The 15,495-nt window shown below is 70.3% G+C and carries 11 protein-coding genes; 6 read left to right on the forward strand and 5 right to left on the reverse strand.

All coding sequences use genetic code 11. The annotated features are described in order from the left end of the window. Positions 1-137: 137 nt before the first annotated feature. Positions 138-1,043, reverse strand: a complete 906-nt coding sequence (gene lpxL / locus M0G41_RS01295) for an LpxL/LpxP family Kdo(2)-lipid IV(A) lauroyl/palmitoleoyl acyltransferase (RefSeq protein ID WP_248204361.1) — start codon at positions 1,041-1,043, stop codon at positions 138-140. A 93-nt stretch (positions 1,044-1,136) separates the two neighbouring features. Here lpxL and waaA point away from each other — a divergent pair, with 93 nt between their 5' ends. The 5 genes from waaA (at position 1,137) to M0G41_RS01320 (ending at position 7,826) form a co-directional block, all read left to right on the forward strand. Continuing rightward, positions 1,137-2,432, forward strand: coding sequence for a lipid IV(A) 3-deoxy-D-manno-octulosonic acid transferase (waaA, locus tag M0G41_RS01300; RefSeq protein ID WP_248204363.1), 1,296 nt, complete (start codon positions 1,137-1,139; stop codon positions 2,430-2,432). A 199-nt stretch (positions 2,433-2,631) separates the two neighbouring features. Beyond that, a complete protein-coding gene (gene uvrD, locus M0G41_RS01305; RefSeq protein WP_248204366.1) occupies positions 2,632-4,803 on the forward strand; it encodes a DNA helicase II in 2,172 nt (723 codons plus the stop codon). A 125-nt stretch (positions 4,804-4,928) separates the two neighbouring features. Continuing rightward, a complete protein-coding gene (locus M0G41_RS01310) occupies positions 4,929-5,324 on the forward strand; it encodes a response regulator transcription factor (RefSeq protein ID WP_248204368.1) in 396 nt (131 codons plus the stop codon). Between the two features lie 28 nt (positions 5,325-5,352). Continuing rightward, entirely contained in the window at positions 5,353-6,399 is a 1,047-nt protein-coding gene (locus M0G41_RS01315; protein WP_248204369.1) for a HEAT repeat domain-containing protein, read from the forward strand. Next, positions 6,396-7,826 carry a glycosyltransferase family 2 protein gene (locus M0G41_RS01320; protein ID WP_248204371.1) on the forward strand — a complete coding sequence of 477 codons (1,431 nt, stop codon included), beginning with the start codon at positions 6,396-6,398 and terminating at the stop codon, positions 7,824-7,826. The genes M0G41_RS01315 and M0G41_RS01320 overlap by 4 nt, the downstream gene beginning before the upstream one ends. Positions 7,827-8,023: 197 nt before the next feature. Here M0G41_RS01320 and M0G41_RS01325 read toward each other — a convergent pair whose 3' ends face one another. The 4 genes from M0G41_RS01325 to M0G41_RS01340 form a co-directional block, all read right to left on the reverse strand. Next, positions 8,024-8,620 (reverse strand): hypothetical protein, encoded by a 597-nt coding sequence (locus M0G41_RS01325; protein WP_248204373.1) that lies wholly within the window; start codon positions 8,618-8,620, stop codon positions 8,024-8,026. Continuing rightward, complete coding sequence (locus M0G41_RS01330; protein WP_248204375.1) at positions 8,617-9,078, reverse strand: (2Fe-2S)-binding protein; 462 nt, start codon at positions 9,076-9,078, stop codon at positions 8,617-8,619. The genes M0G41_RS01325 and M0G41_RS01330 overlap by 4 nt, the downstream gene beginning before the upstream one ends. Positions 9,079-9,088: 10 nt before the next feature. Next, the gene (locus M0G41_RS01335) at positions 9,089-11,410 is read right to left on the reverse strand and encodes a xanthine dehydrogenase family protein molybdopterin-binding subunit (protein WP_248204377.1); all 2,322 of its coding nucleotides are present in this window, start codon (positions 11,408-11,410) and stop codon (positions 9,089-9,091) included. A gap of 765 nt (positions 11,411-12,175) precedes the next feature. Beyond that, positions 12,176-14,335, reverse strand: a complete 2,160-nt coding sequence (locus tag M0G41_RS01340; RefSeq protein ID WP_248204379.1) for an alpha/beta fold hydrolase — start codon at positions 14,333-14,335, stop codon at positions 12,176-12,178. 137 nt (positions 14,336-14,472) lie between these two features. Between M0G41_RS01340 and M0G41_RS01345 the strand changes: the two genes are divergently transcribed. Continuing rightward, positions 14,473-15,489: a 3-oxoacyl-ACP synthase III gene (locus tag M0G41_RS01345; protein ID WP_248204381.1), complete on the forward strand. Its 1,017-nt coding sequence runs from the start codon at positions 14,473-14,475 to the stop codon at positions 15,487-15,489. Positions 15,490-15,495: the final 6 nt, after the last annotated feature.

Here is a 15,495-nt window from a genome sequence, read left to right on the forward strand (position 1 = left end):
CGGGAGATCACTACCGCAGTCAGCGGATTCCCAAACTGGGGTGGGAAAAATCCGACGCCCGGACCCCGGCAAGGCCGTTGGCCTCGACAAAGCCTTCCAAGCAGCCCAAGGGGCGCTGCGTCGCTGAGGAGCCCCCTTCAGTAGAGCTTCCCCGCCCCCTCCGGCCTCCGCTTGAAGCGCTTGTGTAGCCAGAGGTATTGGCTGGGGGCTTCGCGGACCATGGCTTCGATGGCCTGGTTGACGCGGGTGGTGTCGGCGACGGGGTCGTCGGTGGGGAAGGGTTCGAGCGGGGCGCCGAGGCGGATCAGGTAGCGGTCGCCTTCGCGGCGGTGGAAGAAGGGCACGACGGCGGCGCCGGTGAGGCGGGCGAGCTGGTGGGTGGCGGTGATGCTGGCGGCGGGGATGCCGAAGAAGGGGGCGAAGACGGTGTCCTTGCCGCGCATGTCCTGGTCGGGGGCATACCAGAGCACCCCGCCCTGCTTCAGGTGGCGGACGGCAGCGCGCAGCTCGTCGCGGGTAAACATGGCCTTTGCGTAACGCAGCCGGCCGCGCAGCACCGCCCATTCCATCGCTTCGGTGTCGTGCGGCCGGTACATGCCGGCCACCGGCAGGTGGTCGCAGAGCAGACGGCCGCAGAGCTCGAGGTTCATGAAGTGGCCGGAGACCAGCAGCAGGCCGCGACCGGAGTCGTGCAGGGCCTTTATCGCTTCGAGGCCCTCGAACTGCACCTGGCGGCGCATCGGCTCGACATCGCCCCACCAGGCGCGCAGGAACTCGAACAGGCCGATGCCGAGGTCGCGGAAGTTGTCACGCAGCAGGGCGCGCTGCGCGGCGGCATCGAGCTGCGGCAGGCAGAGCTCGATATTGCGCGCGGCGACCCGCCGCCGCGCCGGCATCAGCCGGTAGAGCAGCGCGCCCAGCCCGGCGCCGAGGCGGCGCTGCACGGGCCAGGGCAGTCTGGCCGCCAGCCAGCCGATCGCCACGCCGATCCACACCGGCCAGGTGCGCGGGGACAGCGGGGGTCGGGGGGTGGGTACGGGCATGCGTTGGGGCAGGAAGCGGGCCGGTTAGTTTAGGCGAGCGCCGGCCGCAGGGCCGCGCGGCGACGGCGCGGGGCGATCCAGTATCCTTGGCCGATGCCGCCGCTCTCCCTGCGCCATCGCTTCATGCGGGCGCTCTACACCTTCACCATGTACCTGGTCACCCCGGTGATCATCTACCGGCTGGCCGCCCGCGGCCTGCGCCTGCGCGGCTACTTCCGCCGCTGGCTGGAGCGCTTCGGCTATTTCACGCCGCCGCCCGCGCCCGGGGCGGTCTGGGTGCATGCGGTATCGGTCGGCGAGGTCAACGCCGCCTCGCCCCTGGTCGATGTGCTGCGCCAGCGTTTCGGCGACCGGCCGATGGTGGTGACCACGGTGACCCCGACCGGCTCGGACCGGGTGCGCCAGCTGTGGGGCGAGGACATCTTCCACGTCTACCTGCCCTACGACCTGCCGGCCGCGGTGCGCCGCTTTCTCGACCGGATCCAGCCGGCGATCGCGGTGATCATGGAAACCGAGATCTGGCCGAACCTCTACTTCGAGTGCGACCGCCGCGGCATTCCCATCGTGCTGGCCAATGCGCGGCTGTCGGAGAAGTCGCTGCGCGGCTATGGCCCGGCGCGGCCGCTGGCCAGCGAGGCGGTGCAGCGGGTGCGCATGGTGGCGGCGCAGTCGCAGGCCGACGCCGAGCGCTTCCGCTCGCTGGGGGTCAAGCCGCAGCATCTGCAGGTGGTCGGCAATCTGAAGTTCGACCTGCGCCTTTCGGAGCAGATCGTGGTGGATGCCCGCGAGCGACGCATCCACTGGGGCGCGCGACGGCCGGTGTGGATCGCGGCCAGCACCCACGAGGGCGAGGAGTGGCCGGTGATCGAGGCCCACGCCCGGGTGCTGCGGCGCTTTCCCGATGCCCTGCTGCTGGTGGCGCCGCGCCATCCCGAGCGCTTCAAGCCAATGGCCCAGCTCTGCCGCGGCCACGGCTTCACCACCGCCACCCGCAGCGAGCACCACCTGCCGGGCGTCGGCATCCAGTGCTTCATCATCGACACGCTGGGCGAGCTGGTGCCCTTCCTCGCCTGCGCCGATGTCGCCTTCGTCGGCGGCAGCATCGATCCGATCGGCGGGCACAACGTGCTGGAGCCCATGGCGCTGGGCGTGCCGGTGCTGGTCGGCCCCCATACCCACAATTTCACCGAAGTCACCGACCTGATGCTCGAGCGCGGCGCCGGCCTGCGCATCCACGACGCCGACACCCTCGCCGGCAACGTGCAGCAGCTGTTCGCCGACGCCGCCCGCCGCCAGGCCATGGGCGAATCCGCCCGCGAGGCCGTCGCCAGCGCCCGCGGCGCAGTGCAGCGCACCCTTGCCCATATCGAGGGGATCGTGGGGGGTTAGGGAGGGGGGGCAGTGCGAAACAGGCCTTTCGCAGAACCCGAACGTAGGAGCCAGCTTGCTGGCGATCGTCCCATCCGGGGCGCCTATCGCCAGCAAGCTGGCTCCTACACACGCAACGGCGTTGCAAGGTCCGCTTTGCGCCCGTTCTTCCCCTATCCCGAAACCGGCTTTGCACCGGCGCGGTTAGAATCCGCGGCCTATGGATGTTTCCCACCTGCTCGACGGGCTGAATCCGGCCCAGCGCGAGGCGGTTACTGCGCCGTCTGCCCATGCCCTGATCCTCGCCGGCGCCGGTTCCGGCAAGACCCGCGTGCTGATCCACCGAATCGGTTGGCTGCTCGAGGTCGAGCGCGTGCCGCGCCACGGCATTCTCGCCGTGACCTTCACCAACAAGGCCGCGGGCGAGCTGCGCCAGCGCCTGGCCCAGCTGACCGGCGAGCTGCCGCGCGGGATGTGGGTGGGCACCTTCCATGGCCTGGCCCATCGTCTTCTGCGCCTGCACTGGATGGACGCCAAGCTGCCGGAAGGCTTCCAGATCCTCGACAGCGACGACCAGATCCGCCTGCTCAAGCGGGTGATCGCGGCGATGGAGCTGGACGACACCCGCTTCCCGCCGCGCCAGGCGGCCTGGTTCATCAATGGCCACAAGGACGAGGGGCGGCGGCCCAGGCACCTGCAGCCGCAGGATCCGATCAGCCAGACCTTCGTGCGCATCTACGAGGAATACCAGACCGCCTGCGAGCGCGCCGGCCTTGTCGACTTCGCCGAACTGCTGCTGCGTGCCCACGAGCTATGGCTGAATCATCCCGCCCTGCTCGAGCACTACCGCGAGCGCTTCTCGCATCTGCTGGTCGACGAGTTCCAGGACACCAACCGGATCCAGTACGCCTTCATCCGCCTGCTGGCCGGCGACACAGGCAAGGCCTTCGTGGTCGGCGATGACGACCAGGCGATCTACGGCTGGCGCGGCGCGCGGGTCGAGAACGTGCAGCAGTTCCTGCGCGACTTCCCCGGCGCCAGGACCTATCGCCTGGAACAGAACTACCGCAGCAGCGCGAACATCCTCTCGGCGGCCAATGCGGTGATCGACCACAACCCCGATCGGCTCGGCAAGAAGCTCTGGACCGAGGATGCGGACGGCGAGCCGATCCAGCTGTATGCCGCCTACAACGAGGTCGACGAGGCGCGCTTCGTGGTCGAGTCGATCCGCGACTGGATCGTCAAGGGCGGCAGCGCGGTGGACTGCGCCATCCTCTACCGCAGCAACGCCCAGTCGCGGGCCTTCGAAGAGGCCCTGCTGGCCGAGCAGCTGCCCTACCGCATCTACGGCGGCCTGCGCTTCTTCGAGCGCGCCGAGATCAAGGACGCCCTGGCCTACCTGCGCCTGCTGGCCAGCCGCGCCGACGACGCCGCCTTCGAGCGGGCGGTGAACACGCCGCCGCGCGGCATCGGCGCGCGCACCGTCGAGGTGCTGCGGCAGATGGCCCGGCAGCGCAACGCCCCGTTATGGGAATGCGCCCTGCAGGCCCAGCTCGAGACCACCCTGCAGGCCCGCGCCCGCAACGCCCTGCGCGGCTTCGTCGAGCTGATCGAACAGCTCGACCGCGAGACCCGCGAGCTGCCACTGGCCGGCAAGATCGACCTCGTCATCGCCAAGAGCACCCTGCGCGCGCACTACCAGAACGAGTCCACCGGCGCGCTGGACTCCAAGGTCGAGAACCTCGACGAACTGGTCAGCGTCGCCAGCCGCTTCGTCGGCGGCGACGAGGCCGTCGACATGCCCGAGCTGGTCGCCTTCCTCAGCTATGCCGCGCTGGAGGCAGGCGAGGGCCAGGTCGAGCAGGGCGAGGCCGGGGTCCAGCTGATGACCCTGCACGCGGCCAAGGGCCTCGAGTTCCCGCTGGTCTTCCTGGTTGGCCTGGAGGAAGGCATCTTCCCCAGCCGGCGCTCGGTCGAGGAGTCCGGCCGGGTCGACGAGGAGCGTCGCCTGGCCTACGTCGGCATCACCCGCGCGCGGCACAAGCTGGTGCTCTGCTACGCCGAGGCGCGCCGCCTGCACGGCACCGAGCACTACGGACAGCGCTCGCGGTTCCTCAAGGAGATCCCGCCCGACCTGGTCCACGAGCTGCGCCCGCGGGTCGGCGTCTCGCGGCCGATGTCCGGCGAGTACGGCAGCGACCGCCTGCACGCCGAGTCGGTGCAACAGAGCAGCGGCTGGAAGCTCGGTGATCGCGTCCGCCACATGAACTTCGGCGCCGGCACCATCATCGATGCCGAGGGCAGCGGCAGCCATGCCCGGGTCCAGGTCGAGTTCGACGGCGCCGGCGCCAAGTGGCTGGTCCTGAGCTTCGCCAACCTCAAGCCGGCCTGATGCCGGAGGCCGCGGCCGGCAAGGCGCGGACGGACCGCGGAGCGACCCTGCGAGAGCTGACCGGCGCGCGCCAGCCGGGTGAATTGATCGTATAGTCGGCGCAAGCCTCCACATGCCCCGCGCCCATGAGTGCCCCGCCCGATGTCGCGCCGTTCGCACTGATCGTGGAGGACGACGACGACCTCGCCCTGCTGCTGGAATTCATCCTCGGACGCGAGGGTTACCGTACAGAACGCTGCGCTGATGGCCGTATCGCCAGCGAGGCCATCGGCCTCGCGCCGGTGCCCGAGCTGGTATTGCTGGACCTGCTGCTGCCCTACGTCAACGGGCTGGAACTGATCAAGCAGATCCGCGAGAACGCGAGCTGGGGAGGCGTGCCCATCCTGATGCTGACCGCGCAGAACGGTGAACAGGATGTCGCCCGTGCGCTTGATGCCGGCGCCGATGACTACCTGGTCAAGCCCTTCCAGCCCGAAGAGCTCAAGGCGCGGCTGCGCAGACTGCGCCGCGGCCGCCGCTAGCGACGCAAGGCGGGGATGGAAAATCGACATGTCCGCTGATCCCGCCCTGCGCCTTGCCCTGTTGATCAGCCTTGGCGTCTATGCCCTGGCCCTGGCCCAGCTGCTTGGTCTGGCCGCGATGCACGTCACCGAGCGACGTCGCCGGGAAGCCGAACGGCGGATCCGTCAGAAGTTCGGCCCGGTGTTCATCCGCGCCATCGAGGGAGTAGCGCAGACGCCACCCGCGCTGCCGCGGCGTCATCCGGATCTGGTCCTGATGCTGTGGCTGTTCTATGCCGAGTCGACCCGGGGCGACAGCATCGACCGACTGCGCGCAGTCGGCCGGGAGATGGGCTTCTCCACCTATGCCACCCGGCTGCTGCGCCGCCGCCGACTGGGCAGCACGCTGCTGGCCGCAGCCACGCTGGGCTGGCTGGGCGACGCCAGCGCCTGGGGCGCGCTCGACGCCCTGGCGTCGCGAGGCGGCACGCGCGTGTCCCTGTTGGCGCTGCGTGCGATGTCCCACATCGATCCGCAGCGGGCCACCGAGCGGCTGTTCGCCCTGCTGCCCGAGCGCCGTGACTGGCCCGACGCGCGGCTGCAGGCACTGCTGCAGGAGCTGCCGGCGCGACCGGCGGGGGCCGCGCTGCTGCAGGCACTGGCGCGATGCAGCGAGGGCGAGGCGCCACGGCTGCTGCACCTGGTCGACGTGCTGCGACCGCCCGGCACCTGGTCGGCGATCCGACCGATGCTGGACCATGACCAGGGCGTGGATACCCTCGCCTCGGCGCTGCGCGTGGTCGATGATCCCCGCGCGGTGCAGGTCGTGCGTGGCCTGGCCGCGCACAGCCATTGGGTGGTGCGGGCCAAGGCGGCCACCGCCCTCGGCCGGATCGGCGGCAGCGAGGATCGCGGGCTGCTGATGGAGATGCTGCGCGATCCGGTGTGGTGGGTCCGCTATCGTGCCGGCCAGTCGCTGATCCGCCTGCCCGGCATCGACGCCGCAACGCTCGAGCCGGTCCTCGACACGCTGCAGGACCCGTACGCCCGCGACATGCTGCAGCAGCTCCTGGCCGAAAAGGCCCTTTCCGGATGAGTGCCCTGGACTGGCTCCTGGCCACCGAGCATTTCCTGCTGTCGCTGCAGTGGTTCTTCATCGCCTATCTCGGCCTCGTCAACGGCGGCTATCTGCTGCTGAATCTGCTCTCAATTCCCACCCTTGCCCGCTACATGGCGGGTCACTCGCTTGATCGTCTGCCGCACCAGCGCGGTTTCGAGCCGCCGGTCAGCCTGCTGGTGCCGGCCTACAACGAAGAGAAGACGATCGTCGCCTCGGTGCGCTCCCTGCTGCAGCTGGAGTACCCGCGCTACGAGGTCATCGTGGTCAACGACGGCTCGAAGGACGACACCATGGGCGAGCTGATCCGCGAGTTCGGCCTGGTCGAGTTTCCCGCCGCTGCCTGGGCGGGGCTGCCCAGCCAGCCGATCCGCAGGTTCATGCGCTCGCTGCGCTACCCGCAGCTGCGGGTGCTGGACAAGGAGAATGGTGGCAAGGCCGATGCGCTCAATGCCGGCATCAATGCCGCGCGCTTTCCGCTGTTCTGTGCCATGGATGCCGACTCCGTACTCGACCCCAGGGCCCTGCTCAAGGTGGTGCAGCCCTTCATCGACGACCCGCTGACCATCGCCAGCGGCGGAACCGTCCGCCTCGCCAACGGCTGCACGGTCAGCGGCGGCGTGCTGGAGCGGGTCGGCCTGCCGCGCAGCTGGCTGGCCCGCTTCCAGGTGATCGAGTACCTGCGCGCCTTCCTGTTCGGCCGGCTCGGCTGGTCGCCGATGAACGCGGTGCTGATCATCTCCGGCGCCTTCGGCCTGTTCCGTCGCACCGCGGTCATCGACGCCGGCGGCTACCGCACGGACACGGTGGGCGAGGACATGGAGCTGGTCGTGCGCCTGCATCGCCTGAACCGGATCCACCGCCGGCCCTACCGGATCACCTACGTACCCGACCCGATCTGCTGGACCGAAGCGCCCGAGACGACAGCGGTCCTGCGCCGCCAGCGCAGCCGCTGGCAGCGCGGTCTGGCCGAAAGCCTCGCCGCCAATCCCGGGCTGCTCTTCCATCTGCGGGGAGGCTTCGCCGGCTGGCTGGCCTTTCCGTTCTTCGTGCTGTTCGAACTGCTCGGCCCGCTGGTGGAGGTCGTCGGCTATGCCAGTCTGCTGATCGGCGGAGTGCTGGGCCTGCTGTCGCCCGAAGCCTTCTGGACCTTCCTGCTGCTCGCGCTGAGCTTCGGCATCCTGCTCTCCGTCTCGGCGCTGATGCTGGAGGAGATGTCGTTCCGGCTGTTTCCCCGCGGGGCCCAGCTGGCGCGACTGGTGATGATCGCGATCCTGGAGAACTTCGGCTATCGCCAGATGGTCGCCTGGTGGCGGCTGCGCGGCCTGCTCAGCTGGCTGTTCCGCACCCGCCGCCGCTGGGGCGAGATGACACGCGTTGCCAGCTGGCGGCGCGAGGGAAGCTGACGGCTGCCCACGGTTCGAGCGCGTATCTGCCGCGCGTATCTACCGTCCGTCCTCGCCGTCAAATGCCGGGGCTCTCGCAGACTGCCCCTGGGCACGACGGTGGCGCCCAGCTCTGGCCGCGGTCCGTGGCTGCTCCGCAGCGCCGCGATCTCGCGGTCAAGCCCGCTGCGAAGAGCAGCCGGCGAAGCGGGCCGGCTTCAGCGCGGCGGGCAGTGGGCGCCGGCGTCGAGCCAGGCCTGGAACAGCTGGCCGAACTGCTGCTGGTCGCCGGGGACGGGCTGCAGGTGGGCCGGGGGGTTCCAGCCGTAGCCGACCAGCTCGTCCTCGGCCATGTGCTTGCCCAGCGCTTCCAGCGACTTGCCGCCATTGCGCTGCGGATCCTTGATCTGCTCGCAGATCCCGGCCAGCGGGACGTCCTCCCAGGCCATCGAGGCCGGGGCCAGGTGCCACTTGGGGTTGCCCGGCACGTTGCCGAAGTTTTCCGCGAGGTGGCAGGTGTTGCAGAGCATCCCCGGTCGGCCCATGCCGCCGAGGCCGCGGACCACCAGGGGCTGGTGCAGGGCGCCGTCGTCGCCCTGCAGCGGGCGGTCGGTGCGCGGGTGGCAGTTGACGCAGCGCGGATGCTGGATGACCCGTCCGATCTCGGCGAACAGCGCGTGCGCGCGCTGGGTGCGGTCGCCGATGGCCTCGAACTCGGAAAGCGGCTTGAGCGTCGCAGCGGAGGGCCCACCGGCCGTCGCGCTGGCGACCACGGCGAACCCCAGGATGGCGGCGGTCCAACGCAGCGCGCTCATGACGTGAGCTCCTTCGCCGCATCCTTGATCGCCCGGCGGATCCGCACATAGGTGGCGCAGCGGCAGAGGTTGCCGGACATGCCCTGGTCGATGTCCTCATCGGAGGGATTGCTGAGCACCTGCAGCAGCGAGATGGCCGACATGATCTGGCCGGACTGGCAGTAGCCGCATTGCGGCACGTCGATGGCCTGCCAGGCCTTGCGCACGGCATCGGCCACGCGCCCTTCGGCCCCCTCGATGGTGGTGATCTCGGCGCCGGCCGCAGCCTCCACCGGCAGCACGCAGGCGCGCCGCGGCTGGCCATTGAGATGCACGGTGCAGGCGCCACACTGGGCCACACCGCAGCCGTACTTGGTGCCGGTCATGCCGAGCCGGTCGCGCAGTATCCAGAGCAGGGGGGTGCCCGGCGCCGCCTCGATCTGATGACGGGTGCCGTTGATGGTGAGTTCGATGGCCATGCGCGACTCCTCAGCCTGCCGTGCCGACGGGCAGTCGGTCACGGCGATCGGTATCGAAAACGGGCAGCCGGCGGATGCGCAGGCCGGTGGCGGCGAAGATGGCATTGGTCAGCGCCGGTGCGGCCGGCGGCGTCGGCGGCTCGCCCACCCCGCCGGGCGGCGCGCTGGATTCGATGATCTTGACCTGCAGGTCGCGCGGCGCCTCATTGATCCGCATCAGGCGCCAGTCGGGGAAGTTGGCCTGCTGCACCACGCCGTCCTTGGCCGTGATCGCGCCATACAGGGCATTTGACAGACCGTAGAGCGTGCCGCCCTCGACCTGGGCGGTGACATGGCGGGTGTTGACCACGGTGCCGGCGTCGATCGCCGACCACACGCCGGGGATGCTCAGGCGTCCTGAGTCATCCACCTCGACTTCCACCACTGTGGCGACGTAACTGAGGAAGGAGCGATGCGCGGCGATGCCCAGACCCCGGCCCTTCTGCAGCTTGCGGCCCCATCCGGCCATCGTCGCCGCCTCGCGGACCACGTTGGCCAGACGCCCGGTGTCGATCGGATAGTCCTCGATCGGATCGCCGTAGTTGTCGTATTCGGCGCCCTCCTCGCGCGGATCGACGTGGCGTGGCGGGCCGATCAGCTCGAGCAGGTAGTCCTTCGGGTCGCGCCCGGCGGCGTGGGCCAGCTCGTCGGCAAAGCTCTGGATGGCGAAGGCGTGATAGACGTTGGCCACCGAGCGCAGCCAGCCGATCCGCACATGGGCCTCGGCCTCCCCGCTCTCAAGGCGCAGGTTGGGCACGGCGAACGGGTTGTCGCTGGCGCCCAGGCGCAGCTCACCCCAGGAGGGCGACTTCGCGCCGGCCTGGAAGGTCGAGGGAATCGGTGGGAACACGGTGCGGTGGAGCAGGGCGGTGCAGCGGCCCTCGGCGTCCAGCCCGCCCTCCATGCGCTGCGCGCTGACGCTGTGGAAGTAGCCGTGCTGCAGATCGTCCTCGCGGGTCCAGGTCACCTTCACCGGTCGACCGACCTCGCGGGCGACCAGGGCCGCCTCGACGATGAAATCCGGCTTGGACTTGCGGCCGAAGCCACCGCCGAGCCAGGTCACGTTGATGGTGACGTCGTCCTCGGGCACGCCGCAGGCTTCGGCGACCGCGCGACGCGCCGCCTGGGGCGCCTGCACGCAGGCCCAGCACTCGACCTTGTCGCCGGTCCAGCGGGCGGTGGCGGCCGGCGGCTCCATCGGCGACTGCGAGAGATGCGGCACGTAGTACTCGGCCTCGACGCGCATGGCCGCGGACTTCATCGCGGCGTCGACATCACCGCGATTGCGGCGCACCTCGCCGGGCTTGCGCGCGGTGGCCATCATCGCCTCGGCGAAGGCCTTCGAGTCGTAGCCGGCATTGGGGCCGGCCTCCCAGTCGATCTTCAGCGCGCGGCGCCCCTGGATTGCCGCCCAGGTGTCCTCGGCGACCACGGCCACGCCGCCCAGCGCCTTGAAGCCGGCGGGCGGCTCAAGCGCCGGCAGGCGCACGGTGCGCAAAACGCCGGGCACCGCCAGCGCCGCCTTGTCGTCGAGCTGGCGGACGCTGCCGAAGACCTGCGGCGGACGGGCGATCACCGCGACCAGCATGTCGGGCAGGCGCACATCGATGCCGAAGGTGCCCTCGCCGCGGATGATCCGCGGAACGGTCAGCGATGGGATGTCCTTGCCGATCAGCCGCCAGTCGGCGCGGTCCTTCAGCTTCAGCTCGCCCTCGCCCGGCAGCGGCAGCCCGGCCGCGGCCTCGCTCAGCTCGCCATAGCCGGCGCTGCGCCCGTCGGGCCCCAGCACCTTGCCCTGTTCGCCGCGGCACTGCGCCGGATCCACGTCCCAGCGCGCCGCGGCGGCGCGCTCCAGCAGGGTGCGCATGGCGGCGCCGGCGATGCGCAGTCGATCAAGGTTGCGGCGCACCGAACGCGAGCCGTCGGTGTTCTGGTCGCCGTAGCGCGGATGGCCGATGGCCTGGACGATCTGCACTTTCGCCCAGTCGGGCTCCAGCTCCTCGGCGAGGATCTGCGCCATCGCGGTCCAGACCTGCTGGCCCATCTCGGAGCGGTGCGAGGTGAGCTTCACCGTGCCGTCGGCTTCGATGCTGATGAACAGCGAGGGCGTCGCATCGCCGCCCTTGACGTCCTTCAGTCCGCCGGCGGTGGCGTCGGCCATGGCGTGACCGCCGCGCAGGGACAGCCCCAGCACCAGCGCCCCCGAGCCCACGCTCTGCAGGAAGCCGCGACGGCTCACCCGCAGGGTCGGCGCATCGCCACCCTGCCCCTTGCCCAGATCATCGATGAACACGGCTCACTCCCGTCGTTGGCCGGCATGGAGCAGGCGACCGCCCGGCCACGGAAAGCGAGCAGAACCCCTGGCTCGCTGGCTGGGACAGATCGGATGCAGCGTGAAGGGAACGCTAGCGGCGGAAGGGTTAAGCGCAGGTGAGCGGCGGGCGCGACGGCGCCCGGAACGCCGGGTGAAACGACATGTGGTGCGCCCGGCGCACATCCATCGGATTCGGCTCGGCCGCCCCGGACGGACTACCCGATTGCCCGTTCCGACGCGTCGTGGCGAACAAGGGCCGCACGCCGCACGTTCGCTGCCCGCGGACACGGAGAGGTGCCTGCGGCGCTGCCCTGCGCAGGTCAGGCCCAACACGGGCGCGGTTCGTTGGGAGGCTGCCGATGCCCGGTTCGTACGCGAAGGTCTTCCGCAGAACCCGCATGTAGACAAGGAGCCAGCTTGCTGGCGATCGTCCCTCCCGGGGCGCCTATCGCCAGCAAGCTGGCTCCTACACGTAACGGCGCTGCAAGGTCCGGTTTGCGCCGCAAAGCAGACCTTGCCGCAGTCAAACTGTGGGAGTGCCCTTGGGCGCGACCGCAGCGCTACGGATTCGCCACAGACCGCGGCCAGAGCCGATCTCCGCGGTCGCGCCCAAGGGCACTCCACATTCGGGCTTCGTTGGGGGGCGGCGAAGCCCCATAGGGTGTGCCTTGGCGCACCGATACGGGCGTTCCAACGGTACGCCCGGTGCGGCCAGCCGCACCCTATGAATGTCCTCTTGGCGCCCTATTCCGCCTCGGCGCTGGTCTCGCACGGCGCGCTGCCGGCGGGGCGGGTGAGGCGGACGAGGCTGGCCTCGCCGGCGCTCCAGCCGGGCTCGCTCGGGCTCCAGCGCAGCTGGGCGCTTTCGCAGCCGGAAAAGCGCAGCTCGATCTCGCCCCAGGTCGGGGTCTGCACCTCGCCGGCAACGAAGTCCTCGCCGAAGCGGGTGCCGCGCGGGCGCAGGGCCTGGAAGCGCCAGACGCCGGGCTCGGCCGCGGCGCTTGTCGGGCCGAGCAGCCAGGCGGCATGGCCCGCGGGGTCGTAGGTGTACCAGACCAGGGTGCCGCGGCCCTCGGCGTCGACCAGGAACTGCAGGCCTTCGCCGGCCGCCTCCGCTCCGCGGAACCAGCTGCCGCTGTAGCGGCTCTCCGGATGCGGTGGCCGCGGCTGCGGTGACAGGTCGTTGTGGTGCTGCGGTGGCCGGGCGTGGGTGGCGACCTGCTGCAGCACCCGCTCGCCGGTCTCGCCGCCGCGCCCGCGGTAGGCCAGACGTCCGCTGCCGAGGTTGCTTCCGGGGACGGTGCCATCAAAGGCGAGAGTGAATTCGCCCCAGGGCTGGTACTCGACGTCGTCGGGATCGAACCCGCCGAACGCCGGGCCACGGGTTTCGAAGGCCTCGGCGATGTGGATGCCGTCCTGGGCGATACGCCCGATGCCGGCGATCCAGCGCTGCTCGCCGGGCTCGCCGCTGTCGGGATAGGTGTACCAGGTGACCGCCGCGTCGACGCCGTTTTCCAGTACCTCGACCACCCAGCCCTCGCCGTTGAAGGACGGGTCGAACCAGGCACCGGTGTGGTCCTGGTCGGTGAACAGCAGGTTCAGCCGGCGTGAACGGATGCGCGAGTCCAGCGGCGCGACCTGGTATTCCGGGGCGAAGCGGCAGCGGGCGGCGTCGGCGCCGGCCTCGCAGGCGGCATCGAGACCGGCCGCGCTGGGTGCCGGACCGCCGTCCATCCAGGCCTGCAGGGCGACCAGGGCGGCACCGAGCTCGGCCTGCTCGAAATCGCAATGTCCGGGCGAGGACTCGCGAACGAAGGCGGTGACCGGCGGCCGGTCACCCGCGCGGATCGGCAACGCAGCGATATGTTCAGGGAAAACCAGCTCGTCGCGGGTGGTGTGCAGCAACAGCACCCGTGCATCGCCCCAGCCGCCGCGCGGGTCGGAGACAGCGGACAGGCGCACGGCTGCGATCGGGTCGCGCTCGACGCGGCGCACCGTGGCGTCGACCTCGGCATCGCCGTAGATCACATTGCGGTTGTCGAAGGCGCTACGGCCGCCCAGCTTGGTCGGGTCCCGGACCAGATCGGACAGCGGGGCCAGGGCGTAGAGCAGCTGGGTCTTGAGGAAGTCATCGCTGCTCAGGCCGAGCAAGGATTTCAGGCGCGCCTTCCGCGCCCGCTGCGCACTGGTATCGAGAATTGCCGGCTGGATCAGGCCGGTGCACTGGCGGATCCGGTTGGCTGCCGAGGCCAGGTCAGCCAGGCTGTCCGGGTCGTCGATGTTGTCGATGTCCTCGGGAATATCGTCGGCGTCGAGGATCCATGGCAGCGCCGGGTCGCTGCTCGCCGGCAGCTTGTGCCCGCTGCAGACCGCGTCATAGACCAGGCGCACGTCGACGGCCTGGTCCCAGGTGCGGGCGCCGCCCAGCGGGGGGCAGGCGGCGAGCACGCCGTCGACCGGGCGCCCCTCGGCGGCGAGCGCCTCGGCGGTCAGCACCGAGACCAGGCCGCCCAGCGAACCGCCGAAGAGGATGGTCTGGCCGGGCTCGCCGGCCCGGCTCCGGAACGTGTCGAGCAGGGCGCGCTGGGCCGGGACGATGTCGAACAGCGCCCAGCCGCGGCTGGCATAGCTGCCGGCGGCCAGCGCATAGCCCTGGGCACGCAGGGCTTCGCCCACCTCGGCGCTCGGCGAGGTCGAGGGCGCACGTCGGTTGGGATCGTTGAAGTTGAAACCATGGTTGTAGACGATCAGCCGCCCACCGGGCTGCCAGCCCGCTGGCAGCTCGATCCGGTAGCGGCCAAGGCCGTCCGCCAGACTGCCCTCGAGCACCCTTTCCTGGGCCTGCGTCGCGCCTGCCAGACCCAGCAGGGCCACCCCGATCTGCCACTTCACCAGTCGTTTCATCCCGAAATCCTAGGGCACCGAAGATGAACGGCACGCCTGCAGCCGGGCGCGGCCCCAGGCCGCCCTGTCCCGCTTTCGGTTGCGGGGTCTAGCGCTTCCGGGTACCGTCCCGCTGTTTTCCTCCCGGACCTGCCCCTATGCTCTTCCAGCACGTAGCCATCGCCTCGGTCGCCCATGTCGATGCGCCGATCCGCCTGTCCTCGGCGGAGATCATGCAGCGCCTGCAGCCGACCCTCGACCGCCTGGGCATCCGCGACAATCTGCTGGAAGACGTCGCCGGCATCAGCGAACGGCGCATCTGGGACGGCAATGTGCAGCCCTCGGACGCCGCCACCATGGCCGCGCAGAAGGCCCTGGCCCAGTGCGGCGTGCAGCGCGAGAACATCGGCATCCTGATCAACACCTCGGTCTGCCGCGACTACCTCGAGCCGTCGACGGCCTCGATCATCCACGGCAACCTCGGCCTCGCCGACACCTGCCAGAACTTCGACGTCGGCAACGCCTGCCTCGCCTTCCTCAACGGCATGGACATCGCCGCGCGGATGATCGAGCGTGGCGATATCGACTACGCCCTCGTGGTCAACGGTGAGGTCAGCAACACCATCGCCGAGCGGACCATCGAGCGGCTGAGCTCGCCCGATGTCACCCCGGACCAGTTCCGCAACGAGTTCGCCTCGCTGACCCTCGGCTCCGGCGCCGCCGCGATGGTGCTCGGCCGCGCCGAGCTGCTGCCCAATGGCCACCGCTTCCTTGGCAGCGTGACCCGCGCCGCCACCGAGTTCAGCCACCTGTGCCGCGGCAACATGGACCGCATGGTCACCGACACCCGCTCGCTTCTGGTCGAGGGTCTCAAGCTCGCCGCCAAGACCTTCCAGGCCGCGCGCGCCGCGATGGGCTGGGTGGCCTCGGAGATCGACGAGTTCGTCATCCACCAGATCAGCAAGGTGCACACCGCGGCGATCGTCGACCTGCTCGGCATCGACCCGAAGAAGGTGCTCACCGTGTTTCCCGAGCACGGCAACATCGGCCCGGCCTCGGTGCCGATCGCGCTGTCCAAGCTGGCCGAGAGCGGGCGCCTGCAGAAGGGCAAGCGGATCGCCCTGATGGGCATCGGCTCGGGGCTGAACTGCCAGATGGCCGAGGTCGTCTGGTAGAGCCCC

Origin of the sequence: Pseudomarimonas salicorniae (assembly GCF_023156535.1) — a bacterium.
GTDB lineage: Bacteria > Pseudomonadota > Gammaproteobacteria > Xanthomonadales > Xanthomonadaceae > Pseudomarimonas > Pseudomarimonas salicorniae.